Here is a 24,020-nt window from a genome sequence, read left to right as displayed (position 1 = left end):
ACGAGACTGCGCCCGCCCCGCTTCGCGGCGGCGACGAGGGTGTTGCCGGCGTGGCTGGTGTAGCCGTTCTTGATGCCGACCAGCCCGTCGTACGGCTCGACGCCGTCGGCGCCGGTGAGCAGCCGGTTGGTGTTCTGGATCTCGTACGACCATCCGCCCCCGCCGGGGAACCTGGCCTCGGCGGTGCGGCAGTACCGCGCGAAGTCGGCGTTGCGCAGCCCCGCCCGCCCGAAGACGGCGAGGTCGTACGCGGAAGAGACCTGGCCCGGGGTGTCGTACCCGTCCGGGGAGCGCACCTGCGTGTCGAGGGCGCCGAGAGCCCGCGCCTTGGCCTGCATGCGGACGGCCGTGGCGCGCCAGCCGCCGCTGAGTCCGGCGAGGACGTGCACGGCGTCGTTGCCGGAGTTGAGGAAGACCCCGCGCCACAGGTCGGCGACCTGGTACGTCCGCCCCTCCCGCACCCCGACCAGGCTGCTGCCGTCGCCGACGTCCGCCAGCTCGTCGTTTCCGACCCGGTGCCGGATGCCGCCGGGCAGCAGCGGCAGCACCGTCAGCGCGAACAGTGTCTTGAGCGTGCTGGCCGGCGGCAGCCTGCGATGCGCGTCGTGCGCCGCGAGCACCTCCCCGCTGTCCGCGTCGGCCACGACCCACGACAGCGCGGAGACGTCCGGGAGACGCGGCGCAGCCTTCGACAGCGGCCGCACCTGGGTGCCGGGCCGGTACAGCAACCGGGGCTGCGGGGCGGTGGCCTGCGGCCCGCCGGGCGCGTCGGGGTCGGAGCCGGTGGACGCGGCGGCCGGGACGGGGGCGAGCACGAGCAGCCCCGCCGTGCACAGCGCACAGGCCGACGCGACAGCCCGGGAAGGAAATCCGATGGTCATACCGCAAACGTAGGAAGGGACCTGACGTCTGCCACGCTGCCCGGGCCGTACAGGGGGCGCGAGCACCCGGACGGGGGATGAGCCGGCTGCGGGTCGGGCAGCGAAGCGTGTTGGCCGGATGAGTCGGCTGCGGGTGTGGCCGCGGACCGTGTCTGGCCGGAGGAGCCGGCTGCGGATCGGGCCGCGGACCGTGTCGGCCGGAGGAGCCGACGGCGCGTCAGGAAGAGGGCAGCGTCGGCTGGATGCGGCGCAGGAACGTCGCGTTGTCCGGAGTCTCCCGCATGCGCTCCAGGAGGGTTTCCAGGCCGTCCTTGTCCCGCAGGGCTCGCCGCAGTCCTCGTACGGCGGTCAACTCGGCCGGGGCGAGGAGGAGTTCCTCGCGGCGGGTGCCGGAGGGGTTGACGGCGACGGCAGGGAAGACGCGGCGGGAGGCGAGTTCGCGGTCGAGGCGGAGCTCCATGTTGCCGGTGCTCTTGAGTTCCTCGAAGAAGAAGTCGTCGGCACGGGAGCCGGTCTCCACCAGGGCGGTGGCGAGGATGGTGAGGGAGCCGCCTTCCTCGGCCGCGCGGGCGGCGCCGAAGAACCGCTTGGGGCCGAGCAGCGCGGTCGCGTCGACGCCGCCGCTGAGGGTGCGGCCGTTGCCGGTGGCCGCGTTGTTGTGGGCCCGGCACAGCCGGGTGAGCGAGTCGAGCAGGATCACGACGTCCTCGCCGGCCTCGACGAGCCGCTTGGCCCGCTCGATGATGAGCTCGGCGAGCGCGATGTGCTGCTTGGGCGTGCGGTCGAAGGTGGAGGCGTACACCTCGCCGCGCACGGAGCGCCGCATGTCGGTGACCTCCTCGGGGCGCTCGTCGAGGAGCACCACCATCAGCCGGGCCTCGGGGTGGTTGCCGGCGACGGCGGCCGCGATCTGCTGGAGCAGCACGGTCTTGCCGGTCTTGGGCGGGGCGACGATCAGGCCGCGCTGCCCCTTGCCGACGGGGGCGAGGAGGTCGGTGACCCGGCCGGTCAGGCCGGCCGCGGGGTGTTCGAGGCGCAGGCGCTGGTGGGGGTGGAGCGGGGTGAGGTCGCGGAAGTGGCGGCGGGCCTTGTCGGGGACGCGGCCGTTGATGCGGGCGACCTCGGTGAGCGCGCGCTGCGTGCCGCGCACGCCGTCGACCCGGTCGCCCTTGCGCAGGCCGTACCGGCGGATCAGCGCGGGGGAGACCTGGAGGTCGGAGGGCTGGGGCAGCAGGTGCTCGGCGCGCAGGTGCCCCTTCCCGCTCGCGTCGACGTCCAGGACGCCGGTGACGGCGCGGACCGGGGGCTCCTGCTGGACAGGGGGGTGTTCGAGGGTGGTGGTCATGAGGGTGGTCCTTTCACGGACGGGTGGCATGCGACATGCGGAAGGAAGGGGAGTGCCGCGAACGTGCGGGAAGGCGGTCAGAACGCCTTCGGGCGGCGGGGAACAGCACATCGGACCTGTGGGTCACGAGGTGGTGCGGAGAGGCCGGCACGACGACCGGCCGAGTGAAGGAGAACTGGCACCGGCGCCCAGGACTGGGCGTACACAAGTGCTATCAGGACCGTACCACGTCGGTTCAGCGGGTGGCGAGGAGTCCGTAGAGGAGCGGGATGCGCGGCTCGGGGAGCCGCCACCAGCCGGACGGTGTGCGAACCATCCGTGGCCAGCGCGGCCAGGGAAGTTCGTCGCTCTCCGTGAGGCGCCGAATGGTCAGTCCCGCTCCGACCAACGCGTTGACGACTTCGCTTATTCCGTGCATCCACTCGTAACTGTCCGTGGCCCCCTCGACCGCCGGGCCGTCGGTGTACGTGTGGGTCGCGTCCCGGCGCACGGCTCCGGCGCCGCCCAGGTAGTCGTGGCGCAGCAGCAGTTCGGGGCCCTCGCCCGGCGCGGGCTTCGGGCCCAGCGAGTTGAGCAGCGGATGGAACTCCGCGACGTACAACTGGCCTCCGGGACGCAGGAGTCGAGCCACCACGCCGGCCCACGCCGACAGGTCGGGCAGGTAGCACAGGGCGCCCTTGCCGGTGTAGAGGACGTCGAACTGCCGCCCGCCCAGGGCCTCGACGGCGTCGTACACATTGGCCTGGACGTAATCGACGTCGGCACCCGCCTGCGCCGCGATGTCCCGCGCCGCCGCAACCGACGCCGCGGAGAAGTCGAGGCCGGTCACGCGGGCGCCGCGGTGGGCGAAGGCGAGCGTCTCCGTGCCCAGGTGGCACTGGAGGTGGAGGACGTCCCGGCGGGCGAGGTCGCCGAGGTCGTCCCATTCGAAGCCGGCGAACCAGCGGGCGGGGTCCAGGTTCTCGTCGAGCCCGTAGAAGCGGCTGGCGAGGTGGACGGGCGTGCGCGCGTCCCAGTTCGCCTGGTTGGCCCGCATGAACCGCGCGTGCTCGTCGGTGGTCATGGGGTCATCCAACCGGTCGCTGACGCAGCCGGTCCAGGGCCGTCGGGGAGAGGCGCTCGGCGAGTTGCTCCAGCAGCGCGACGGTCTCCGCGATCCACTCCGCGTCGTCGGTGCCCAGGGCGGCGCCGATCGCGTCGTCCACCGGGGGGCGCGGCGCCCTTCGCCTGCCGCGGCCTGTCCCGCAGCGTTCTCCGTGACGAGGCCGCCGCCGCGGGCCTCGACCAGCACGCGGAGGACGTCCACCAGATGCTCGCGTCCAACTCGCCGACGAGCCCGCCTTGATGGTCGGCTGCGGTTATGGGCGCCGGCGTCGGACTGCGCCTCGCGCTGCGCCACCCCGGGCGGCCGACCGCACTCGTGGCCCACGTGTCCGCCATCCCCGGGCTGCTGCCCGACGCCGAACGGCTGCACACGCAGGTCGAGTTGGACGAAACGCGCACCGCCTGCCGAGAGCAGGGCTGGATGGCCGGCGTGCGGAAGATCGGCGAGCTCCTCGGCATCGACCCCGCCCGGCGGCAGACCGAACCCGGCGCCCGCCTCACCCCGCTGGACGCCTCACGCGAGGCCGACTTCACGTTCCTCTTCGAGACGGCGTCGCGTTCGCCCACCTCCCCGGCGGACACAACGGCGACATCACCCACCCGAAGGGCTTCGCCGAGGCGCTGTGTCCCCTGCCGGCCGTCTGATCCGCAGGGGCAGCCGGCCTGTCCGTCGCCGAGGGTGCCGAGGGCACCGCTCTCACGCGAGTCGCGCCCGCGCCTCCTGCTCGATCCGCTCGAACTGTGCGCCCATGGCCTGCGCCAGGGCCTGGGCGCCCGACAGCGGACGGACCATCACCGTGAACTCGTCGATCAGGCCGTCCTCGTTCACATGCAGGAAGTCGCAGCCGGTGATCTCCCGGTCGCCCACCCGCGCGGCGAAGACGAGCGCGTGGTCGGCGCCGTCCGTCCCCTCGATCTCCCGCACATAGCGGAAGTCCTCGAAGACCCGCGAGACACCGCGCAGGATCGCGGCCGTGATCGCCTTGCCCGGGTACGGCTTGAAGACCACCGGGCTGGTGAAGACGACGTCCTCCGCCAGCAGCGCCTCGACGGCGTCGAAGTCCCATGCCTCGACGGCCTCCCGGAAAGCACGCATCCGACCTCACCTCATAGTCAATTATTTGAATAGGTGTGGGTGAGAGTAAACCTCGACCGGCGGCGTGTCCATGGGGCCGGTCGGCGGCTCGCCTAAGCTGACGCGATGTTCAGCCCCGAAGGCCCGAGCCTCCGCGAACTCGCCGTCCAGGCCCTGTCGTCCGTGGAACGCGGCTACGACCTCCTCGCCCCGAAGTTCGACCACACCCCCTTCCGGACCCCCGACGCCGTGCTGGACTCCGTCGCGCAGGCCCTGGCCCGCGGCGGCCCCTACGAGGCCGGCCTCGACCTGTGCTGCGGCACGGGCGCCGGAGTGGGCGTGCTCGCGCGGGTCTGCCGGGAGAGCGTCACCGGCGTCGACTTCAGCACCGGGATGCTGGCCGTGGCGCGGGAACGCGTCCGGCCCCGCGCCGGTGGGCCTCGGGTCGGCTGGGTCCGCGCCGACGCCCGGGCCCTGCCGTTCGGGCCCGCCTTCGACCTCGTCGTCAGCTTCGGGGCGTTCGGACACTTCCTGCCGCGCGAGCTGCCGGGGCTCTTCGACCAGGTCCGCTCCGTGCTGCGGCCCGGTGGCCGCTTCGCCTTCCCGGTGGTCGCGCCGCCCCGCCCCGGCTCCCTCGGCTACTGGATGCTGCTCGGCTTCGACCTGGTGATGCGGGTGCGCAACGCTGTGTGGCGGCCCCCGTTCGTCATGTACTACCGGGCCTTCCGGCTGGGGGAGGTGCGCCGGCAGCTGGAGGCCGCCGGCTTCCGTGTCGACCTGGAGGCCCTGCCGGAGTTCGGGCGACGCGGGGACGGGAGCCCGCGAGTGCGGATGGTCGTGGCGAGCCTGCCGCGCTGACGGGGCACCCTGAACGACGGTGCCCCGCCGGCCGAGGCCGGCACGACAGGTGGCCGGCGTCGTCACCGAACGGCCGCGTCCGGCATGCTCCGTGGTGCGGCTGCCCTGTCGTCGGCCGGCAGCGTGAACTCGTAGACCAGCGCCTCCTGGGGGGCGTCCAGCATCAGATCGGTGATCTCCAGCGGCCGGGCGTACTGGTCGTGCACCCGCCGGGTCACCCGTACCGCGGGCGGGTCCGGGAGCGGGGTGATGGCGTCGCGGTGGTGCAGGGTCAGGCCCGCCCGGCGCATCCAGTCGTACGCCCGCCACAGCTGTGCCGAGGCGGTGCCGTCGGCCCGCTCCCGGTACCGGGCGAGCTCCTCGACCTCGGCGAGCGCCACCGCGGAGAAGGAGGTCACGGCGGTACGGCGGCCTCCCGCGGCGGCCGACTCGTAGCGGTGCACCAAGGTCGGCCGGTGCGGGGCGAGCCCGAGCGCCTCGGCGTGTTCCGGCGGGGGAGTCTCCCAGGTGACGGTGGCCCGGTCGGCGGCGACGGCAGTGGCGGCACCGACCGGGAAGGCGAGCGCGGAAGGGGCCCGGACGGGCTCGCCGGGCAGTGCGGCGTGGCTGCCGCGCCGGTCGGTGGCGACCATTCCGTCGCGCCGCAGCACCTCCAGCGCCTGCCGTACGGTCTCCCTGCTGACCCCGAAGTGCTCGGCCAGCCGGCGCTCGCCCGGCAGTCGTTCACCGGGCGGGACGGTCCCGTCGCGCAGCTCCCCGAGGAGTTGCGCGGCGATCCTCCAGTACAGCGGTTGGTCCTGGACCTGGTGGGGGGTGGTGCGGGCCATGCCCCGCCTCCTGTAGTGACGTTCCGTGGCCGTGCGGCCTCATTGCGCCACCAGATCTAGCATTGGTCTAAACCAATAGGGAAGAGCGGCCCACCGGTTCGGCCGAAACCGGACCGCCCTCACAGCGTGCTGTACAGGGCGTCGACGAGCGCCGTCTTGCGCGGGTCGTCGGCGATCCGCGGCCCCATGCGGTTCATGACATAGCCGAGCGACACCCCCGCCTCCGGGTCGGCCAGGCCGCAGGAACCCCCGAACCCGTCGTGTCCGAAAGCGCGCGGGTTCGGCCCGTACGACCCGCTCTCCCCGCTCAGCCACAGACCGAGCGCCACCTCGGTGTCCCGGCCGAGCCCGCCGCCCAGCACCAGGTCGCGGCAGCTTCCCTGCCCCTCGCGCACCCGCTCGGCCGCCTCCGGCGACAGGACCCGGTGGCCGTCGTACGTCCCCCGGCCCGCGAAGACCCCGTACAGCTGCGCGACCGCACGCGCGGTGCCGTGCCCGTTGGCGGCGGGGATCTCCGCGGCCCGCCACTGCGGCGAGTTGGCGTCCGCCGCGCCCACCGGGGGGTTGGCCAGCGCGGCCAGCGCCAGGGGCGGCAACTGGGCGGCCGCCGCGTCCTGTTCGGTGTTCGCCACGGGCGCCATGTGCTCCAGCTCCGCGGCCCGGCCGTACTCCGACTCCGGCAGGCCGATGCCGAAGTCGATGCCGAGCGGCCCGGTCACCTCCCGCCGCAGGAAGGCCCCCGGCAGCAGCCCCGACACTCGCCGCACCACCTCCCCGACCAGGAAGCCGTACGTCAGCGCGTGGTACCCGGACCGGGTCCCGGGCTCCCACCACGGTTCCGTCACCGCCAGCCGGCGCGTGGTGAACTCCCAGTCGTACAGCTCCTGGAGCGAGTGCGGCTCACGCAGCCCGGACAGTCCGGACCGGTGCGACAGCAGATGCCGTACCAGCACCTTCTCCTTGCCCGCCGCGGCGAACTCGGGCCAGTACGCGGCCACCGGCGCATCGAGGTCGAGCAGCCCCCGGTCGGCGAGGACGTGGGCGCACAGGGCCGTCGGCCCCTTCGACGTCGACCACACGTTGACCAGCGTGTCCCGCTCCCACGGCCGGGTGCGTGCCGAGTCGGCCCAGCCGCCCCACAGGTCCACCACGAGCCGCCCGCCCGCGGTCACGGCGACGGCGGCACCCAGCTCGCCCCGGTCCCGGAAGTTCTCCTCGAATGCCGTGCGCACCGCCGCGAACCGCTCGTCGCAGTGGCCTTGGACCGGGAGATCGTGATCGGGCATGGGCCGCCTCCGTGTCGGGCATCGGAAACCGGGCCGCGACACCGCGACCCGGATCTCCGAACGTACCGACTGGTCGGACCGGCGGGAAGGTGCCCGACGTTCGTCAGAGGCGCGAGCGCAGCCAGCGCAGCTTCGCCGCCTCCTGGTAAGGGCCGCCGCCCTCATGGTCGTTGAAGTCGTACACCTCGATCTCCTTGTCGTCGTGCGCCCAGTTGTTGAAGGCCGCGAAGACGGTGGAGGGCGGGCAGGTCATGTCCTCCAGGGCCGTGGAGAAGAGGGCCGGGGCGCTGCCCCGCGCGGCGAAGTGGACGCCGTCGAAGTAGGAGAGGGTGCGCAGCGTGTCCTCGGTGCGTCCGCGGTGCGTCCGGAGGAAGAGACCGATCTCGCGGTACGGGTGACGGTCCGTCACGGTCGCCGCGCGCGGGAAGTGGCACAGGAACGGCACGTCGGGCGCGACCGCCACCAGGTCGGGCACCAGCCCGCCCACCGCGAGGGTGATGCCGCCGCCCTGGCTGATGCCGGTGACGGCGGTGCGCGCGGCGTCGACCAGCGGATGGGAGCGGGCCGCCTCGACGGCGCGCACGGCGTCCGTGAACAGACGGCGGTAGTAGTAGGTCTCGGGCGACTCTATGCCCCGGGTCATGTAACCGGGGTAGGCGGGCCCGGCGCCGATCGGATCGGCCGTGGCGCCTCCGCCGCCGTTGCCGCTGCCCTGGCCGCGGGTGTCCATCACGAAGTGCGCCCGGCCCGTGGAGGCCCACAGCAGGTGCTCGTGCGGCAGTCCGCGCCCGAGGCCGTAGCCCATGAACTCCACGACGACCGGGAGCGGTTCCTCCGCCCCGGCGGGCACCGTCAGCCAGCCCTTCACCGGATGGCCGCCGAACCCGGCGAACGTCACGTCGTACACCCGCACCGTGGACAGCCCCGTGTCGACCGGCTCGAAGCGGGCGTCCAGGTCGTGCTCGCGGGCCTCCTGGAGGGTCTTCGACCAGAACGCGTCGAAATCGGACGGCTCCGGCGAAGTGCTGCGGTACACGCGGAGCTCATCGAGGGGAAGGTCGAACAGGGCCATGGAGGACCGCCTTTGGGATGAAGAGTGCGGATGATCACACGGTACGTGAGTGGTCGGACGAATCGCCAGGCCTTTGCCCGGCAGCGGGCCTACGATGGCGCCATGTCAGCTGCCTCCGAAGTGCCTGTTCGGAATGTCGAACTGCTGGTCAGGGATGCCGAACTGCTCGTCGTGGACGGAGATCGGGAGATCCCGGGCGGCTGGGTGGCCATAACAGGTGGTCGGGTCACCGGCGTCGGAACTGCGGGAAACGAACCGGAGGCCCGTACGACCGTGTCGGCCGCCGGACGGCTGGTCACACCGGGACTGATCAACACCCATCACCACATCTACCAGAACCTCACCCGCTCCTACGCCCCCGCGGTGAACGGCTCCCTCTTCGACTGGCTGACCACGCTCTACCCGCTGTGGGCCGGCCTCGACGAGGAGGCCGCGTACGTGTCGGCGTACGTCGGCATGGCCGAGCTCCTCATGGGCGGCTGCACCACCTCCTCCGACCACCTCTACGTCCACCCGCGCCCCCGCCTGGTCGACGCCGAGATCCGCGCCGCCCGCGACATCGGCTTCCGCTTCCACGCCACCCGCGGCTCGATGACCCGCTCCGTCGAGGACGGGGGACTGCCGCCGCGGAGCGTCACGCAGTCCACCGACGAGGTGCTCGCCGACAGCGAGCGGCTGATCAAGGCGCATCACGACCCCCGGCCGGGCGCCCTGATCCGGGTCGCGCTCGCGCCCTGCTCGCCGTTCTCGGTGACCAAGGAGGTCATGACGGCCACCGCCGAACTCGCCGAGCGTCACGACGTCCGCCTCCACACCCACCTCGCCGAGGACCACGACGAGGACACGTACTGCCTGGAGACGTACGGCTGCCGGCCCGTGGAGTACTTCGAGGACTGCGGCTGGCTGACCGATCGCACGTGGGTGGCCCACTGCATCTACCCGGACGACGCCGAGTTGGAGCGGCTGGCGGCGGCGGGCGTCGGCGTGGCGCACTGCCCCAGCTCCAACATGCTGATCGGCGGCGGCACGGCCCGGGTGCGTGAGATGCGCGAACTCGGACTGCCCGTCGGCATCGGCTGCGACGGCTCCGCCTCCACCGACCACGCCTCCCTCTGGATGGAGACCCGCAACGCCCTGCTGCTCGGCCGCTACCGCGGCGGCCCCGGCGCCATGACCGCCCGCGACGCCCTCGCCATGGCCACCCGCGGCTCGGCCCGCTGCCTCGGCCGCGCCGACGAACTGGGCCACCTCCGCCCCGGTGCCTGTGCCGACCTCGTCGTCTGGGACCTCCACGAGATCGCGCTCGCGGGCGCCTTGACCGACCCGGTGGAGGCATGGCTGCGCTGCGGACCGGCGCGCGCGTGGACGACGGTGGTGGCGGGGCGGGTGCTGGTGGACCGCGGCGAGCCGGTGCTGCCGGGGCTCGGGGACGTGCTGCGCGACCACGGGCGGGCCGCGCGCAGGATGCAGGGCATCGGTCAGTAGACCGGCTGAGGTCGGGTGTGCGCGCGGGGGCCGCTCACGCCGGGCGGCGGCGCGTCCACTCCGGTTCCGTGCGGGCCCACTCCGCCTCCCACTCGGCGAGGCGGCGCCGGGTGGCCACCTGGCGTACGGCGACCCGGCCGAGGAGGATCACACCGGCCGTACCGGCCGTCGCGCAGACACCCATGGTGGCGGCGTGCTGCCACACGGAGACGGCGTCCGGCGGTTCGGGGACATTGCGCCCACGGGCGTCGAACCAGACCGTGACCAGGTCACCGTCGCCCGAACCGGCCGGCACCCGGGCCGTGGCCGTCCTGCGCCCCTCGCCCGGCTCGGTCCAGGACACCGTCGTACGGAAACTGTGCGCCCGGCCGCCCTGCACCGTGGGCAGTTCGTCCGGGATCTTCCCGACGACCTCGGCGCGCACGCTGTGACGGTCGGCGCGCTGCGCCAGCGCGGTCGCCTCCGCCCCGGAGTACGCCCACCGGGCCGTCAGGGCCCCGGCCAGGGGCGCGACCAGGAGCAGCAACAGGACGACCACCAGCGTCGTCCACGCCTCGACGACGTCCGACCGGCGCCGTAGCGGGTTGTGCCGCCAGCGCCAGCCGCGGACCCGGGTTCGCATGTCGACCTCCTCGCACCTGTGCGAGTGCCCACATCGTTCTCCGATACCCCGTATGCAGGACATTGTCCGGCCGCGCCGGCGGACCCTGACGCGGCCCCCCGCGGACGGGTCAGCCGAAGCGCTCGATCCGGATCCGGTCCACCGGCTGCCCGGCCGCCACCAGCAGCCGCGACGCGTGCTCGGCGAAGGCGTTCGACCCGCACACATAGGCCTCCCACCCGCCTTCGGGCGGCTCGGCCAGGAGCGGCGCCACATGTGCGGCGGCCATACGTCCCACCGGCACACCCCGGGGCGCGCTCCGCGTGAAGACGGGCGTCGTCTCGGCGCCCAACTCGTCCGCGTAGATGAGATCCTCGGGACCGCGCGCGGACACCAGGAGCCGCAGCGGGACGGCCAGTCCGCGCGCCCGGTGGTGGCGCACCATCGACATCAGCGGTACGACACCGGAGCCGGCGCCGATCAGCAGGGCGGGCCGGTCGCCGGGCCAGGCGAAGAAGCCGCTCAGCGGGCCGCGCACCTCGACCTGATCGCCGGGCCGGGCCACGGAGTGGAACCAGCCCGACACCTCGCCGCCCTCGACATGGTCCAGCGTCAGCTCGATGTGCCCCGCGTCGTCGGGCGCGGAGGCGATCGAATAGTGCCGCTGGGCCACATAGCCGTCCGCGGCCGTCAGCCGCAGCATCAGGTGCTGGCCGGGCAGATGCCCCGCCCAGGCGGGCACCGCGAACCGGTAGGTGGCGGCACGCGGGGTCTCCCGGCGGATCCCGGTGAGGGTCGCCGTCTGCCACAGCGCGGCGGCCTGCTCGCTGACCGCGATGCGGCCGGGCACGGCGAACCGGGTCGGGGGAGTGAAGGAAGTCAAGGTCTCAGTCACCGGAGTAACGCTGCTCCTCCCACGGGTTGCCCCGCGCGTGATAGCCGTTCTGCTCCCAGAACCCCGGCTCGTCGTGGTCGAGGACGCGCAGCCCCGCGATCCACTTGGCGCTCTTCCAGAAGTACAGGTGCGGCACCAGCAGCCGCGCCGGACCGCCGTGCTCGGCGGACAGCGGCCGGCCGTCGAACTCCCAGGCGATCCAGGCCCGTCCGCCGGTCAGGTCCGCCAGCGGCAGGTTCGTGGTGTACCCGGTGTGCGAATAGGCGACGACATGCGTGGCGGAGGCCCGGGGGCGGACGACGTCCAGGAACGCGTCCAGGGACACGCCCCCGAACCGCACGCCGAACTTCGACCAGCTCGTCACACAGTGGATGTCGCCCTCGTAGGCCGAACCGGGCAGCGCGTGCGCCGTGTCCCAGTCCCAGGTGCGGGGCTCCTCGACCAGCCCGTCGACGCGGAAGGTCCACTCGGCCGGCGACAGCTCCGGCGTGACCTCCGCGGACAGCACGGGCCAGTCGTCGCCCGCGTCGTACTGGCCGGGCGGCAGGCCCGCGTTGTGGACGCGGGGGCGTCCGGTGAAGCCTCGGGTGACGTTCATGGTTCAACCGTACGCTGTCGTCCCGGGTGCCCCGTCCCTGGTCAGGGCGTCGGTCTCGACCACGCGTTGTAGCGCACGAGATAGTCGGCGAACCGTGCGAGATCCTCCGCCGGCCAGTCCGCCAGCCGCTCCTCGAAGGCGGCCCGGCGGCTCTCCGTGACCTGGGCGAGGATCTCCCGCCCGGCGTCCGTCAGGTGCAGCACCTGTACGCGGTGGTCGTCCGGATCGACCCGCCGCTCGACGAGCGCGGCCCGCTCCAGGGCGGCCACCTGGCGGCTGACCGTGGACTTGTCCAGGGCGTAGTGCGCGGCCAGATCGGTCGCGCGGCAGCCGTCGCGCTCCTCCAGGTGCCCGAGCAGGGTGTAGGAGACGAGCGACAGCTCGGGGTGCATGCGCCCCGCCGAGGCCCGGGCACGGCGGGCGAAGGCCGTCATCTCGCGCTGGATGCTCTCGACGGCCTCGGTGGCGTCCATGGAAACCCTCCTCCGGACCCTCTTCCCAGTCCTAGTTGTATAGTACAACTTGAAGTGAGAGTTGTATAAGCCAACCATCTGTCGTCGGAGGTCGCGAGCGATGAGGTCGCCTGCGTTGCGCCATGTGCTCACCCACCTGATCACCCCCCTGCTGATGTGCGTCGGCATGGGGCTCGCGTACATGGGGGCGTTCGTGACCCCGGAACCGCACCACCTGCCGGTCGCCGTCGTCGGCTCGGCACCGGAGGCGAAGGTGTTCGCCCAGACGGTCAAGGACGCGGCGGGGGAGGCCCTCGACGTACGCACGGTGGCCACCCGTGCCGAGGCCGTCCACCTGCTCGAGTCCCGTGAGATAACCGGCGCCTACGTGCCGAGCGCCAGGACGCCCGAGCTCGTGGTCGCCAGTGCCGCCTCCGACATGGACGCGCTGGCCGTGGAGAAGGTCTTCACCCCCGTCGCCGCCCGGCAGGGCGTCCCGCTCACGGTGACCGACGTGGCCGCCCCCGTCGACGACGACCCCACCGGACAGGGCCTGTTCTTCCTGCTGATCGCGCTGAGCATCGGCTCGTACGCCTCGGTCGCGGCGATCGGCGCCGCGGGTGCGGGACTGTCCCTGCGCGCGCGGGCCCTGCTGGCGGTCGGCGTCTCCGCGGTGGTCAGCGGCATCGGCGCGCTGCTCGCCGGTCCGGTCTTCCACCTCGCCCACCACGACCTCGCCGGCCTGTGGGGCATGGCCTGGCTCTACTCCGCGGGCATCCTGCTCATCGGCGTCGGCCTGCACACCTTCCTCAAGCGCTGGACCACCCTCGCGATGATGGTCCTCTTCGTGATGCTCAACTTCACCAGCTCCGGCGGCCTGTACCGCCCCGAGCTCCAGAACGGCTTCTTCGGCACCCTGCACGCTTTCTGGAACGGTGCCGGGTTCGTCGAGGGTGCCCGCAGCCTGCTGTACTTCGGCGGCGACGGTATCGCCCGCACCGTCTGGACGCTGGTGGTCTGGCTGATGCTCGGCCTCGCCGTCACGGCCCTCGCCGCGGTCCACGAGCGGCACAGGGCGCCCGAGGAAGCGGCCCCGCAGGTCAGCGCCGTCGTGGAGGCGGAGGAAGAGGAGGAGATCGAGGAGGCGGTCGCGGTGTGATCTTCGGGTAGGGTGGCCGTCCGGTCGCGGATGGTCCCCGGCCGGTGGACCGAGGAGGTGAGACCCATTACCGCTGTGTCAGGTCGGGTGCTCTCTCCCCGAGTCGGCGCGGATCACCGGCAGTAGGTGACCGCGAGAGCGCCCTTCGGCTACCGAAAGGCCCTCGGCTTCCATGCCTCCCTCGTTCCCCCCTTCTCTTCCTGGTTCTTCTCTGCCCGGTTCCCGTGACTCCGTGGTGGCCGCGCTGCGTGCGGCCGGCTGCGTCTTCGCCGAGGACGAGGCGGAGTTGATCCTCGCCGCGGCGCGCACCCCGGACGAGGTGTCGTCCATGGTGACCCGTCGCGCGACCGGCGTACCGCTGGAACTGGTCGTCGGCTGGGCCGAGTTCCGCGGTCTGCGCATCACCGTCGCACCCGGCGTCTTCGTCCCCCGGCGCCGCACCGAGTTCCTGGTCGAGCAGGCCCTCGCCCACGCCCCGGACGCCTCCGTGGTCGTGGACCTGTGCTGCGGCTCGGGGGCCGTCGGCGCGGCCCTGGCCGCCGCTCTCGACGGAGCCGAACTGCACGCCGCCGACATCGACCCGGCCGCGGTGCGCTGTGCCCGCCACAACGTCGCCGCCTTCGCCGGGCAGGTGCACGCGGGCGACCTCTTCACGGCGCTGCCCGAGCGACTCCGCGGGCGCGTCGACATCCTCGCCGCCAATGTGCCGTACGTCCCCTCCGAAGAGGTCGGGCTGCTGCCCGCGGAGGCCCGCGACCACGAACCCCTGGTCGCCCTGGACGGCGGCACCGACGGCCTCGACGTACTGCGCCGGGTGGCCGCCGAGGCGCCGCGCTGGCTCGCCCCCGGCGGCTGCGTGCTCGTCGAGACGAGCGAGCGGCAGTCCACGGCGGCCGTCGACGCCTTCACCCACGGCGGCCTGACGGCCCGGCTGCTCACCTCCGAGGAGCTGTACGCCAACGTCGTGATCGGCGTCAGGGCGTAGCGGCCGCCTGGGCGAGTGGTGTTCGGGTGTGGAGCTTGGCCGTGCGAGTGGCACCGGGGAGGGTGGCGCCGGGATGCGGAGCTTGGCCGTGCGAGTGGCGCCGGGGAGGGTGGCGCCGGGATGTGGAGCTCGGCGGTGAGGGTGGCGTCGGTGTGTGGAGCTTGGCCGTGAGGGTGGCGTCGGTGTGTGGAGCTTGGCCGTGAGGGTGGCGTCAGGTCGTGGTGCCGTTCTCCGAGGGTGACGGTGTCGGCATGCCGCCGCGGCCATGCCCCGGGAACCCGTCACGCCGGTTTTCCGGCCCCGGCATCCTGTCCCGCCACGTGTCCGGGTCCGGCTTCTCCCAGGTGCCCGCGAGGACGCGGTCGGCGGTCCTGGTGTCGTCCCCGTCGCGGGTGCCGGACAGCAGGACCGTCTCGCCCTGCTTCAGGGCGGATGCCCCCGTACCCCGGCCGCCGTCCCGCAGCACCGTGGCGTCGGACGGCACGGTCCACGTCCACCGGGCGCCGTCTTCGCTCCTGACGGTCACCTGGTCGCCGTCCGCCTTCGCCACGGTGCCGCGCTGCCACACCCGTACGACCCACGTGCCGGTGTCGCGGTCCTTGACCGTCGCCTCCCCGTGCGCCCCCTCGCCCCCGCCGAACCACCAGCCGTGCCGGTGCCCCGGTCCGCGCTCGCCCGGCGCCGGTGACGCCGACCCCGGGGCGGCGGGAGTCGCCCCGCCGTCCGGGCCCGACGAGGTCGCGGCGTAGGCGAGGGCCGCGCCGCCGAGGGTGAGGACGGCCGTCGCGGCCGCCGCGGTCACCGCCCGCGCGCGGACGGACCGGCGCCGCCGGCGGCCCCGCAGCGGAGTGCGTTCCTCTGCTCCGCCGGGTCCGACGAGCACCTCGGGCGGTGTCACTTCCTGATGCGGATCGTCCGTCATGGCTCGCTCCCGCCGACGTCCTCAGGCCCTGTGCCCTGCCTTGCTGTGATTGTCGTGGGCGGCCGATAAGGAGCGGGTAATGCCTTCCTGTGCATCCACGCGCGAGCCCATGAAGGTCAACTCGGCGTCTGTGCGCGGGCTATGAGCAGCGCCACGTCGTCGGAGTTGTCCGGCTGGTGCAGGGTGCGGACGAGCAGGTCGCAGACCTCCTCCAGGGGCCGGTCGGGGCCGTCGAGGAGTTCCAGGAGGGCGTCGAGGCGTTCGTCGAGGGGGTGCTGGCGGGTCTCGACCAGCCCGTCCGTGTAGAGGACCAGCCGGTCGCCCGGCTCGAGGTCGACGGTCGTGGTGGAGAAGGCCACCCCGCCCACGCCCAGCGGTGCCCCGGTGGGCAGTTCGAGGAGTTCCGGCTTGCGTCCGGCGCGCAGCCGCACCGGCGGCAGATGCCCGGCGTTGGCGATCCGGCACTGCCGCAGATGCGGGTCGTGGATGGCGTAGACGCAGGTGGCGATGGAGTGGTCGAGGTCCTGGGTGATCCGGTCCAGGTGCTCCAGGAGCCGGGCCGGTTCCAGGTCGAGGGAGGCCAGGGTGTTGGTCGCGGTGCGCAGCCGGCCCATGGTGGCCGCGGCGTTGATGCCGCTGCCCATCACGTCGCCGACGACGAGCGCGGTCTTGCAGCCGTCGAGGGGGATGACGTCGAACCAGTCACCGCCGACCTCGGCCGTGGCCCCGGCCGGCTGGTAGCGGGAGGCGACCTCCAGGCCGCCCGTGACCGGCGGATGGCTGGGCAGCAGACTGCGCTGGAGGGTGAGGGCGGTGTCGCGGGCGTTCTGGTACCAGCGGGCGTTGTCGATCTGCACGGCCGCCCGCGCCGCCAGTTCCCGGGCGAGCAGCACGTCGTCCTCGCTGAACGGGCACGGATTGCGGGTGCGCTTGAGATCGAGGGCACCGAGCACCTCGCCGCGCGCGATCAACGGCACCGCCAGATACGAGTGCACCCCCGCGCGGGCCAGCAGCCCGGCCGCCTCCGGGGAACGGGCGATACGCGGCAGGTCGGCCGCCGCGACCTCGGTCACCATGACCGGCTGCCCCGTGCGCACGCACTCGGTGACGAGGCGGTCGGGCCCGTACCGGGCCACCTGTCCGGGCGGGTCGGCCGCGCCGAGCGCCATCGAGGTCTCGTCCTCCGCCTTGACGGCGAGGGCGCGGATCACGGCCGGTTCGCTGGGCCCGAGACTGCTGCGCCTGCCGTCCACCACCGCCTCCAGCAGATCCACGGCGGCTATGTCGGCCAGCTCCGGCACGGCGACGTCGGCCAGCTCCCGGGCCGTACGGTCCAGCTCCAGGGTGGTGCCGATCCGCGCGGAGGCGTCCGCGATGACGGCGAGCCGCCGCCGCGCGGCCTCGGCCTCGACGGCCGCCCGGTGCTGCTCGGTGACGTCCACGACCGAGGCGGCCACGCCCAGGACGGTGCCGAAGGCATCCTCCAGCCGGTACAGCGAGACGGACCAGGCGTGCTCCTCGTCCGGATCGGCGGGGGTACGGCCGACGGTCTCGCGGTCGATGAGCGGGCGGCCGGTCTTCAGGACGTCGCGCGCCGCCGCCTCCAGGGCGTCGGCGTCCATGTGGGGCAGGATCTCGTGGACCGTGCGGCCGATGTGGTCCTCCGCCGGGACGCCGTTGAGCCGTTCGAGTGCCGGGTTGACGGAGACGTACCGCAGATCGGTGTCCAGGACGGCGAGGCCGATGGGGGAGTGCGCCACCACCCGGGTCGACAGCGCCACGTCCCGCTCCAGGCTGCGCACGGTCGACCGGTCGGCCGCCAGTCCCAGGGCGAACACGTCGCCGTGGTCGTCGAGGAGCCGCATGTTGCGGAACTCCACCAGGCGCGTGGTGCCGTCCTTGCGCCGGATCGGGAAGGCGCCGGCCCAGCTCTGCCCGGTGGCCATCACGTCGGCGAACAGTCTCACCACGAGATCGAGGTACTGCTCGTGGACCATGATCCGGGCGGCGTACTGGCCGAGCGCCTCAGGTGCCGAGTAGCCGAACAGCTCCTCCGCCTGGGGGCTCCACAGCACGATGCGGCCCTGGGCGTCCAGCACCACGGAGGCCACTGCCAGCACATCGAGCAGCCCGCTGGGCCCTACCGCCCCGCGCACCGGTTCGTCGCCCTCGGCGACGGGAGACCGGGCTGCACTCATCGCACGCACCGTCCTTCGACCGTCCACACGGCACGTCGTCCCCCGTGCCGACTCCCCTGTTCTACCGCGTTCAACCGTCTCTGGGGCGTCATCCGCGTCCTCCTCCACCATCCCTCAACACAGCGGCGGACGTTCGGCGAGGTCAGAAGTTCGGTTCCCGTTGCCCGGCCGGACTGCCGTTTGGTCTGTACATGACCATCTCGGGCGGCCACACTGTCCGCCGAGCACACCCACCCCCTCCGAGGAGCCGCCCGTCATGCCCCTGCGCACCCGGCACCGCTGGCACGCCGCCCTGACCGGCCTCGTCGCCCTCGCCACCGCCGCCGTCCTGTCGAGCGCCACGCCCGCGACGGCCGCCGACACCTGGACCGAGGTCGGCTCCGACCGCGCCGACCCGCTCACCGAGAGCCAGGGCCTGACCTCGGTCGAGGTCCCGGCGAACAGCGCCAACCGCTACACGGGCATCGGCACCATCCCGCTGAGCGTGTCCACTCGCGGCTGGAACCACGTCGGCGACCCCGATGCCTCCTACGACGGCTACTACGTCGAGCCGTACCAGGCGGACTCGGGCACCGCGAAGATGTACCGGGTGCAGGCGCCGGGCGGCGCGTGGGCGGAGTACGTCCACACGCTGAGCGGCGGGGAGGCGCTCAACAACTCCTGGGTCGCCATCACCCCCGCCGGCCAGTGGATGCTGTCGGGGGAGTGGGGCACCATGACCAGGTTCCTGGTCTTCCCGACCCCCGGCGTGAACGCGAGCACCTCTCCCTCGGCGAACCTCCCGCAGGCGTCCACCGTCACCCTGGACCACGCCGTGCGGGACGTGCAGGGCTGCGACTTCGTCACCGCGACGCGGCTGCTGTGCTCCTCCGACGACCCGGCGGGCACCCTCTTCGGCATCACCAAGCCACTGCTCCAGATCGACCTGTCCGCCGAGCCGGGCGCGACGGACGTCACCGGCCATGTCACGGCGCTCCGGCAGCTCCCGCTGCGCAGTTCCTGCTCGGGCACCTTCGAGGCCGAGGGCATCGACTACGACCGGCGCACCGGCACCCTCCGGGTGATCGTCGTGTCGCCCGGGTTCTGCGTGCTGACCGACAGCAAGACGTACCGCTTCACCAAGGGCTGAGGCCGCCGCTGGTCCCGGCGCGGCAGTGGTGCTTATCTGAAAGGTGTGGCGCGGTGCACGGGGGAACTCGTGCGACCGCGCCATCACCATGAGAGGAGCGATCACGATGGACCGTGTGCGCATGCACGAGGAACCCGTCTCCTTGGAGATCAGCGGATGCAGCAAGGAGGACGCCCGGATCGTCTTCGACGTGCTCTGCCAGTGCTTCGAGTCCGACCGGTCCGCGGAGGACGTGCCCCAGCAGCTCCATGAGACCCGCCCGATGGTGTGGCTCGGCACCTTCGAGGTCACCGACGCCCACGAGTGCGCGCCCCCGCCCCGGCTGTCGTCCTCCGTCGAGGCGGACGCGCAGGGCGGCTACTGGGCCATCGAGCGGCTGCGCTCCACCCTCGACTCGCTGTTCGCGGTGCGCGACCTCTCCTCGGCCTCCGGGGACCAGGAGCGGGAACTGCACGTACTGCTGGAGAGCAGGTGACCTGCGGCACATCACCCCGGGCCTGGTTGTGCAACTAGTTGCATAAACCGTGCGCGGTCCTCTACAACAGGAGGGACGACACCGCGCACGGAGGCCTGCCTTGAGCCGTTACCCCCACCTTCTGAGCCCGCTCGACCTGGGCTTCACCACGCTGCCCAACCGGGTCCTCATGGGCTCCATGCACGTCGGTCTGGAGGAGGCCGAGCGCGGCTTCGAGCGCATGGCGGCCTTCTACGCCGAGCGGGCGCGCGGCGGAGTGGGCCTGATCGTCACCGGCGGCATCGCGCCCAACGACGCCGGACGCCCCTACGAGGGCGGCGCGAAGCTCACCACCGAGGCGGAGGCCGAGCAGCACCGGGTCGTCACCGACGCCGTGCACCGGGAGGGCGGCCGGATCGCGATGCAGCTCCTGCACTTCGGCCGGTACGCCTACCACCAGGACCTCGTCGCCCCGAGCCCGCTCCAGGCGCCGATCAGCCCCTTCCCGCCCCGCGAGCTCACCGACGCCGAGGTCGAGCAGACCGTCGACGACTACGCCCGCGCCGCCCGCCTCGCCCGGCAGGCCGGCTACGACGGCGTGGAGATCATGGGCTCCGAGGGCTACCTGATCAACGAGTTCATCGCCACGCAGACCAACCACCGCACCGACCGCTGGGGCGGCTCGTACGAGAACCGGATGCGGTTCCCGGTGGAGATCGTGAAGCGCGTCCGCGAGGCCGTCGGCGAGGACTTCATCATCATCTACCGGCTGTCCATGCTGGACCTGGTCCCCGGCGGCTCCACCCATGACGAGGTGGTCACGCTCGCCCGGGCCGTCGAGGCGGCCGGCGCGACCATCATCAACACCGGCATCGGCTGGCACGAGGCCCGCATCCCCACCATCGCCACCTCGGTGCCGCGCGCCGCGTACACCTGGGTCACCAAGAAGCTCATGGGCGCGGTCGGCATCCCCCTCGTCACCACCAACCGCATCAACACCCCCGAAGTGGCCGAGGAGTTGCTCGCCGAGGGGTACGCCGACATGGTGTCCATGGCCCGCCCGATGCTCGCCGACCCCGACTTCGTGAACAAGGCCGCGGCCGGCACCCCCGAGGCCATCAACACCTGCATCGGCTGCAACCAGGCATGCCTCGACCACACCTTCAGCCTCCAGATCACCTCCTGCCTGGTCAACCCGCGTGCCTGCCACGAGACCGAGTTGGTGCTGGCCCCGACCCGGCTGAAGAAGCGCGTCGCGGTGGTCGGCGCCGGCCCGGCCGGTCTCGCCTGCGCCGTCTCCGCCGCCGAACGCGGCCACGACGTCGTCCTGTTCGACGCCGCGAGCGAGATCGGCGGCCAGCTCAACGTCGCCCGCCAGGTCCCCGGGAAGCAGGAGTTCGACGAGACCCTGCGCTACTTCCGCCACCAGCTCGACGCCCATGGGGTCGACGTACGCCTCGACACCCCCGTGACGGCGGCCGATCTGGACGGCTACGACGAGGTCGTCGTCGCCACCGGTGTCACCCCGCGCACCCCCGACATCCCCGGCGTCGACCACCCGAGCGTCGTCGGCTACCTCGACGTCCTGCGCGACAAGGTGCCCGTCGGCGACCGCGTCGCCGTCCTCGGCGCCGGCGGCATCGGCTTCGACGTGGCCGAGTTCCTCACCGACACCGGCGACAAGGCCAACGAGGACCCGGCGACGTACTTCCGCCACTGGGGCGTCGACATGGACCACACGGGCCCCGGCGGCCTCACCGCCCCCGAGCGCCCCGTCCCGCCGCGCACCGTGCACCTGCTCCAGCGCAAGACCAGCAAGGTCGGCGCCGGCCTCGGCAAGACCACCGGCTGGATCCACCGCACCGAGCTCAAGCACCGCGGCGTCACCATGGTCCCGGGCGTCCGCTACGACCGCATCGACGACGCCGGACTGCACGTCACCGTCGGCGAGGAGAGCACGGTCCTGGAGGTCGACACCATCGTGCTGTGCACCGGGCAGGAACCGCGCCGCGACCTGTACGAGGAGCTGATCGCCGCCGGTGTGAAGGCCCACCTCATCGGCGGCGCCGACGTGGCCGCCGAACTGGACGCCAAGCGCGCCATCAAGCAGGGCACCGAGGTCGCGGCCGCCCTCTAGGGGCCGCCGGGCCTCCCTAGGATGACTCCATGTCACTCCCGCACGCGATCCTGACCGCCCTGCTGGAAAAGCCGTCCTCGGGCCTGGACCTGACCCGGCGTTTCGACAAGTCGATCGGCTACTTCTGGTCGGCCACGCACCAGCAGATCTATCGCGAGCTGGGAAAACTGGAGGCCGAGGGGCACATCCGGGCACTGCCGTCCGAGCAGCCGGCCCGCGGGCAGAAGAAGTCGTACGAGGTCCTGCCCGCGGGCCGCGCGGAACTGGCCCGCTGGACGGCCGCCTCCCAGGACCCCAAGCCGTACCGCGAGACCCTGTTCCTGCGGCTGCGGGCGGCGGCCGTGGTCGGCACCGAGGGCGTCCGGGGCATCGAGGCCGATCTGCGCCGCCACCTGGAACTGCACCGGCGGCAGCTGTCGGAGTACGAGGAGATCGAGACGCGCGACTTCCCACCGGGCAAGGACAGCCCGCAGGACCGGTTGCAGCACCTGATCCTGCGGGCGGGGATCGATCTGGAGACCTTCTGGACGCGGTGGCTCACCCACGCGCTGGAGGAGTTCGCCGAACTGCCCGAGCGGTCCGCTCAGAGCCGGTAGGGCTTGGCGCGGCGGCGCAGGAACCAGGCCGCCGCGATGCCGCCGATCCCGACGAGCGCGGCGCCCGCGCCCAGGGTGAGCGGGCCGTAGTCCTTGATGCCGCCGCCCAGTCCGCCCATGACACCGCGCGACGGGGAGGCGGTCGCGGAGATGGTGGGTGTGGAGGCCGTCGAGACGATGACCGACTGGGTGCCGGCGGTGTTGTTGTTGGAGCACATGACGACGACCGTGTAGGTGCCGGGGCTCACGCCGGACCAGGCGGCCGACTGCAGGGAAGCCGTCCCCGACAGCGTCACCTGACGGCCCTGGGCGAAGTTCGCCTGGCTGCTGTTGAGGAGCGAGGCGGTGCCCCAGCCGCCGTTGACCTGGGTGCAGGCACTGGTCGTCACCGAGACCGTGGAGCCGGTGGTGCTCACCGAGATTCCGGAAGCCGCGACCGCCGGGACGGCGGCCAGCGCGGCCACGGCAGCCGCGGCAGCCGCGGTCGGGCCGGAGCGGAGGAGAAGCTGACTTGTACGCATGGACTGCCTCCGGCGGCACGGTTGGCGGTACGTCCCATGCGCCGCCGAGGATCGGGGAAGGCCCGTGCGCCTCAGGGGCAGCCAACGTGGCCCCGGCCCGCCGCGCATGCGGACCGCCCCCGGGCAGGTGACGGATTACTTCGTCCGGCCGATGGGCGGCGTGCCCTCAGGGCGCGGCGCCGGTGGTGACCGTCCGCTCCGGTGACCACCCGCCCCAGGTGCCGTCCGGCAGCCTGGCGCGCACTTGCAACCGGTGCACGGCCCCCGCGTCCCGCCCCGCGTAGAAGCTGTACGTCGCCCGCCCGGTGGGCGCCGTCCCGCCGTACACCAGCGACGTGGCCGGACGTCCGTCCAGCCGGATCCGGTACTCCGTGATCACCCCGTCCGCGCGGGGCGGCACCCAGGAGAGGTCGTAGTAGTACGCCCCGTCGTCGGCGAGCCGGGTCGCCGCGCGGAAGCCGGTGGGGGCCGTGCCGCGCCCGTCGTCGGTGCCGGGGGCCGTGGTGAGCCGGACGACGGCACTCGCCGGGGAGACGTTGTCGGCCGCGTCGCGGGCCCGCACGGTGAAGACATAGCGGACACCGGGGCGGAGTCCCGTCACCACGGTCGCCGTCTGGTTGCCGCCGACACTGTGGATCTTCGTGCCGCCCTGATGGATGTCGTACGACACCACACCCACGTCGTCCGAGGCCGCGGACCACGACAGCTGTACCGCCCGGCCGCCGACCGCCCGGCCCGTCACGTGCCCCGGACGAGTCGGTGCCGAGGTGTTCGCGCGGGTGGCCGCCGGGGTCGCCGCGCGGACCTCGCGGCTGGGCGGGCCGAGACGTCCGGCGGTGTCCCGGGCCCGCACGGTGAACACGTAGCCGGTGGACGGCCTGAGCCTGGAGACGTCCACCATGTGCTCGGAACCCGGCACCTCCTTCACCTTCGTGGAGCCGCGATAGACCTCGTAGGCGTCGATCCCGTCCGCCGACGTCACCGCGCTCCACGTCACGTGCACGCTGGTCGCGCTGCCCGCGGCGGCCGTGACGCCCGCCGGGGCGCCGGGCAGCCTGCCCTCGTCCGCATCGGCGCCGCCCCAGCCGCAGCCCGCCGTCAGCATGAGCGCCGCGCAGAGGGCGGCAACGCGTCGCACGACTCCGCCTCCCCTTGACCCGTGCCGCGGCAATGGTCCGTACCAATATGGCGCCACTCACTATGCCGCGCTTGATGTGATCGCATCAAGAGGGGCGTCATTGGTGAACGCGGCCGACCGTTACGTATGCTGAACCACCTCATGGCGAACTCCCTTCGAGGGCTCGGGAGTTCACGCCGTTGGCGCGGGCCGCTGTCGTCGCTGTCCCCGCGCCGGGCGCGGGCGGCCGGGCAGCCGGAGCCGACGCAGGCTCAGGCGCCCGGCCCCTGCCGGGAACCAGGGGGACACGCCCGACCGCGTGG

The 24,020-nt window shown here is 72.9% G+C and carries 23 protein-coding genes and 1 pseudogene; 8 read left to right on the top strand and 16 right to left on the bottom strand.

What is annotated here, in order from left to right:
* Nucleotides 1-41: 41 nt before the first annotated feature.
* The 5 genes and pseudogenes from DI272_RS45120 to DI272_RS04900 all read right to left on the bottom strand — a co-directional run.
* Nucleotides 42-881, bottom strand: a pseudogene (locus tag DI272_RS45120) (D-alanyl-D-alanine carboxypeptidase); the annotation flags it as partial.
* Between the two features lie 217 nt (nt 882-1,098).
* Complete coding sequence (rho, locus tag DI272_RS04910; RefSeq protein ID WP_219933839.1) at nt 1,099-2,226, bottom strand: transcription termination factor Rho; 1,128 nt, start codon at nt 2,224-2,226, stop codon at nt 1,099-1,101.
* A 235-nt stretch (nt 2,227-2,461) separates the two neighbouring features.
* Nucleotides 2,462-3,289 carry a class I SAM-dependent methyltransferase gene (locus DI272_RS04905; RefSeq protein WP_109493905.1) on the bottom strand — a complete coding sequence of 276 codons (828 nt, stop codon included), beginning with the start codon at nt 3,287-3,289 and terminating at the stop codon, nt 2,462-2,464.
* Nucleotides 3,290-3,293: 4 nt separating this feature from the next.
* Nucleotides 3,294-3,431, bottom strand: a complete 138-nt coding sequence (locus DI272_RS44415) for a hypothetical protein (RefSeq protein WP_181387089.1) — start codon at nt 3,429-3,431, stop codon at nt 3,294-3,296.
* 596 nt (nt 3,432-4,027) lie between these two features.
* Nucleotides 4,028-4,426, bottom strand: coding sequence for a nuclear transport factor 2 family protein (locus DI272_RS04900; protein WP_109493904.1), 399 nt, complete (start codon nt 4,424-4,426; stop codon nt 4,028-4,030).
* A gap of 105 nt (nt 4,427-4,531) precedes the next feature.
* Between DI272_RS04900 and DI272_RS04895 the strand changes: the two genes are divergently transcribed.
* Nucleotides 4,532-5,263, top strand: a complete 732-nt coding sequence (locus tag DI272_RS04895) for a class I SAM-dependent methyltransferase (protein WP_109493903.1) — start codon at nt 4,532-4,534, stop codon at nt 5,261-5,263.
* Nucleotides 5,264-5,325: 62 nt separating this feature from the next.
* On the opposite strand, the gene DI272_RS04890 is transcribed toward DI272_RS04895, so the two are convergent.
* From DI272_RS04890 to DI272_RS04880, 3 genes are all read right to left on the bottom strand, one after another.
* The gene (locus DI272_RS04890) at nt 5,326-6,090 is read right to left on the bottom strand and encodes a GntR family transcriptional regulator (protein WP_109493902.1); all 765 of its coding nucleotides are present in this window, start codon (nt 6,088-6,090) and stop codon (nt 5,326-5,328) included.
* A 119-nt stretch (nt 6,091-6,209) separates the two neighbouring features.
* Nucleotides 6,210-7,376: a serine hydrolase domain-containing protein gene (locus tag DI272_RS04885; protein WP_109493901.1), complete on the bottom strand. Its 1,167-nt coding sequence runs from the start codon at nt 7,374-7,376 to the stop codon at nt 6,210-6,212.
* A 103-nt stretch (nt 7,377-7,479) separates the two neighbouring features.
* On the bottom strand, nt 7,480-8,448 hold the full coding sequence (locus DI272_RS04880) for an acetylxylan esterase (RefSeq protein WP_109493900.1): 969 nt from the start codon (nt 8,446-8,448) through the stop codon (nt 7,480-7,482).
* 102 nt (nt 8,449-8,550) lie between these two features.
* Here DI272_RS04880 and DI272_RS04875 point away from each other — a divergent pair, with 102 nt between their 5' ends.
* A complete protein-coding gene (locus DI272_RS04875; RefSeq protein ID WP_109493899.1) occupies nt 8,551-9,933 on the top strand; it encodes an 8-oxoguanine deaminase in 1,383 nt (460 codons plus the stop codon).
* Nucleotides 9,934-9,967: 34 nt separating this feature from the next.
* On the opposite strand, the gene DI272_RS04870 is transcribed toward DI272_RS04875, so the two are convergent.
* The 4 genes from DI272_RS04870 to DI272_RS04855 all read right to left on the bottom strand — a co-directional run bounded on the left by DI272_RS04870 (nt 9,968) and on the right by DI272_RS04855 (nt 12,500).
* On the bottom strand, nt 9,968-10,555 hold the full coding sequence (locus DI272_RS04870; RefSeq protein WP_109493898.1) for a hypothetical protein: 588 nt from the start codon (nt 10,553-10,555) through the stop codon (nt 9,968-9,970).
* A gap of 109 nt (nt 10,556-10,664) precedes the next feature.
* A complete protein-coding gene (locus DI272_RS04865) occupies nt 10,665-11,429 on the bottom strand; it encodes a ferredoxin reductase (RefSeq protein ID WP_109493897.1) in 765 nt (254 codons plus the stop codon).
* Nucleotides 11,422-12,027 (bottom strand): sulfite oxidase-like oxidoreductase, encoded by a 606-nt coding sequence (locus DI272_RS04860; RefSeq protein WP_109493896.1) that lies wholly within the window; start codon nt 12,025-12,027, stop codon nt 11,422-11,424. Before DI272_RS04860 ends, DI272_RS04865 begins: the two co-directional genes overlap by 8 nt.
* A 41-nt stretch (nt 12,028-12,068) precedes the next feature.
* Complete coding sequence (locus DI272_RS04855) at nt 12,069-12,500, bottom strand: MarR family winged helix-turn-helix transcriptional regulator (protein ID WP_109493895.1); 432 nt, start codon at nt 12,498-12,500, stop codon at nt 12,069-12,071.
* A gap of 100 nt (nt 12,501-12,600) precedes the next feature.
* On the opposite strand from DI272_RS04855, the gene DI272_RS04850 reads away from it, so the two are divergent.
* Both DI272_RS04850 and DI272_RS04845 read left to right on the top strand, forming a co-directional pair.
* Nucleotides 12,601-13,638 carry a hypothetical protein gene (locus tag DI272_RS04850; RefSeq protein WP_109493894.1) on the top strand — a complete coding sequence of 346 codons (1,038 nt, stop codon included), beginning with the start codon at nt 12,601-12,603 and terminating at the stop codon, nt 13,636-13,638.
* Nucleotides 13,639-13,810: 172 nt separating this feature from the next.
* A complete protein-coding gene (locus DI272_RS04845) occupies nt 13,811-14,623 on the top strand; it encodes a putative protein N(5)-glutamine methyltransferase (RefSeq protein WP_109493893.1) in 813 nt (270 codons plus the stop codon).
* Nucleotides 14,624-14,834: 211 nt separating this feature from the next.
* Here DI272_RS04845 and DI272_RS04840 read toward each other — a convergent pair whose 3' ends face one another.
* Nucleotides 14,835-15,545 (bottom strand): hypothetical protein, encoded by a 711-nt coding sequence (locus DI272_RS04840; RefSeq protein ID WP_109493892.1) that lies wholly within the window; start codon nt 15,543-15,545, stop codon nt 14,835-14,837.
* Nucleotides 15,546-15,661: 116 nt separating this feature from the next.
* Nucleotides 15,662-17,743, bottom strand: coding sequence for a SpoIIE family protein phosphatase (locus tag DI272_RS04835; protein WP_109493891.1), 2,082 nt, complete (start codon nt 17,741-17,743; stop codon nt 15,662-15,664).
* 256 nt (nt 17,744-17,999) lie between these two features.
* On the opposite strand from DI272_RS04835, the gene DI272_RS04830 reads away from it, so the two are divergent.
* The 4 genes from DI272_RS04830 to DI272_RS04815 all read left to right on the top strand — a co-directional run bounded on the left by DI272_RS04830 (nt 18,000) and on the right by DI272_RS04815 (nt 22,059).
* A complete protein-coding gene (locus DI272_RS04830; protein ID WP_109493890.1) occupies nt 18,000-18,872 on the top strand; it encodes a hypothetical protein in 873 nt (290 codons plus the stop codon).
* A 106-nt stretch (nt 18,873-18,978) separates the two neighbouring features.
* Complete coding sequence (locus DI272_RS04825) at nt 18,979-19,347, top strand: hypothetical protein (RefSeq protein ID WP_109493889.1); 369 nt, start codon at nt 18,979-18,981, stop codon at nt 19,345-19,347.
* Nucleotides 19,348-19,447: 100 nt separating this feature from the next.
* Nucleotides 19,448-21,463: an NADPH-dependent 2,4-dienoyl-CoA reductase gene (locus DI272_RS04820; protein WP_109493888.1), complete on the top strand. Its 2,016-nt coding sequence runs from the start codon at nt 19,448-19,450 to the stop codon at nt 21,461-21,463.
* A gap of 29 nt (nt 21,464-21,492) precedes the next feature.
* The gene (locus tag DI272_RS04815) at nt 21,493-22,059 is read left to right on the top strand and encodes a PadR family transcriptional regulator (RefSeq protein WP_109493887.1); all 567 of its coding nucleotides are present in this window, start codon (nt 21,493-21,495) and stop codon (nt 22,057-22,059) included.
* Here DI272_RS04815 and DI272_RS04810 read toward each other — a convergent pair.
* Complete coding sequence (locus DI272_RS04810) at nt 22,047-22,580, bottom strand: hypothetical protein (RefSeq protein ID WP_109493886.1); 534 nt, start codon at nt 22,578-22,580, stop codon at nt 22,047-22,049. The two genes, DI272_RS04815 and DI272_RS04810, sit on opposite strands and share 13 nt — an antisense overlap.
* A 166-nt stretch (nt 22,581-22,746) precedes the next feature.
* Nucleotides 22,747-23,685, bottom strand: a complete 939-nt coding sequence (locus tag DI272_RS04805) for a fibronectin type III domain-containing protein (protein WP_109500687.1) — start codon at nt 23,683-23,685, stop codon at nt 22,747-22,749.
* Nucleotides 23,686-24,020: the final 335 nt, after the last annotated feature.

It is taken from the genome of Streptomyces sp. Act143, from assembly GCF_003143935.1.
Classification (GTDB): Bacteria; Actinomycetota; Actinomycetes; order Streptomycetales; family Streptomycetaceae; genus Streptomyces.
The sequence above is the reverse complement of the archived record's forward strand: the minus strand, read 5'-3'. Positions and strand labels throughout refer to the sequence as shown.

Excerpts from the sequence above, each read along its gene's own strand:
- DI272_RS04805 (WP_109500687.1), bottom strand. The coding sequence starts at position 23,685 with ATGCTGACGGCGGGCTGCGGCTGGGGCGGCGCCGATGCGGACGAGGGC.
- DI272_RS04845 (WP_109493893.1), top strand. The coding sequence starts at position 13,811 with ATGCCTCCCTCGTTCCCCCCTTCTCTTCCTGGTTCTTCTCTGCCCGGT.
- DI272_RS04870 (WP_109493898.1), bottom strand. The coding sequence starts at position 10,555 with ATGCGAACCCGGGTCCGCGGCTGGCGCTGGCGGCACAACCCGCTACGG.
- DI272_RS04830 (WP_109493890.1), top strand. The coding sequence starts at position 18,000 with ATGCCCCTGCGCACCCGGCACCGCTGGCACGCCGCCCTGACCGGCCTC.
- DI272_RS04885 (WP_109493901.1), bottom strand. The coding sequence starts at position 7,376 with ATGCCCGATCACGATCTCCCGGTCCAAGGCCACTGCGACGAGCGGTTC.
- DI272_RS04890 (WP_109493902.1), bottom strand. The coding sequence starts at position 6,090 with ATGGCCCGCACCACCCCCCACCAGGTCCAGGACCAACCGCTGTACTGG.
- DI272_RS04860 (WP_109493896.1), bottom strand. The coding sequence starts at position 12,027 with ATGAACGTCACCCGAGGCTTCACCGGACGCCCCCGCGTCCACAACGCG.
- DI272_RS04850 (WP_109493894.1), top strand. The coding sequence starts at position 12,601 with ATGAGGTCGCCTGCGTTGCGCCATGTGCTCACCCACCTGATCACCCCC.
- DI272_RS04905 (WP_109493905.1), bottom strand. The coding sequence starts at position 3,289 with ATGACCACCGACGAGCACGCGCGGTTCATGCGGGCCAACCAGGCGAAC.
- DI272_RS04825 (WP_109493889.1), top strand. The coding sequence starts at position 18,979 with ATGGACCGTGTGCGCATGCACGAGGAACCCGTCTCCTTGGAGATCAGC.
- DI272_RS04875 (WP_109493899.1), top strand. The coding sequence starts at position 8,551 with ATGTCAGCTGCCTCCGAAGTGCCTGTTCGGAATGTCGAACTGCTGGTC.
- DI272_RS04880 (WP_109493900.1), bottom strand. The coding sequence starts at position 8,448 with ATGGCCCTGTTCGACCTTCCCCTCGATGAGCTCCGCGTGTACCGCAGC.
- DI272_RS04810 (WP_109493886.1), bottom strand. The coding sequence starts at position 22,580 with ATGCGTACAAGTCAGCTTCTCCTCCGCTCCGGCCCGACCGCGGCTGCC.
- DI272_RS04855 (WP_109493895.1), bottom strand. The coding sequence starts at position 12,500 with ATGGACGCCACCGAGGCCGTCGAGAGCATCCAGCGCGAGATGACGGCC.
- DI272_RS04840 (WP_109493892.1), bottom strand. The coding sequence starts at position 15,545 with ATGACGGACGATCCGCATCAGGAAGTGACACCGCCCGAGGTGCTCGTC.
- DI272_RS04900 (WP_109493904.1), bottom strand. The coding sequence starts at position 4,426 with ATGCGTGCTTTCCGGGAGGCCGTCGAGGCATGGGACTTCGACGCCGTC.
- DI272_RS04815 (WP_109493887.1), top strand. The coding sequence starts at position 21,493 with ATGTCACTCCCGCACGCGATCCTGACCGCCCTGCTGGAAAAGCCGTCC.
- DI272_RS04895 (WP_109493903.1), top strand. The coding sequence starts at position 4,532 with ATGTTCAGCCCCGAAGGCCCGAGCCTCCGCGAACTCGCCGTCCAGGCC.
- DI272_RS04835 (WP_109493891.1), bottom strand. The coding sequence starts at position 17,743 with ATGAGTGCAGCCCGGTCTCCCGTCGCCGAGGGCGACGAACCGGTGCGC.
- rho (WP_219933839.1), bottom strand. The coding sequence starts at position 2,226 with ATGACCACCACCCTCGAACACCCCCCTGTCCAGCAGGAGCCCCCGGTC.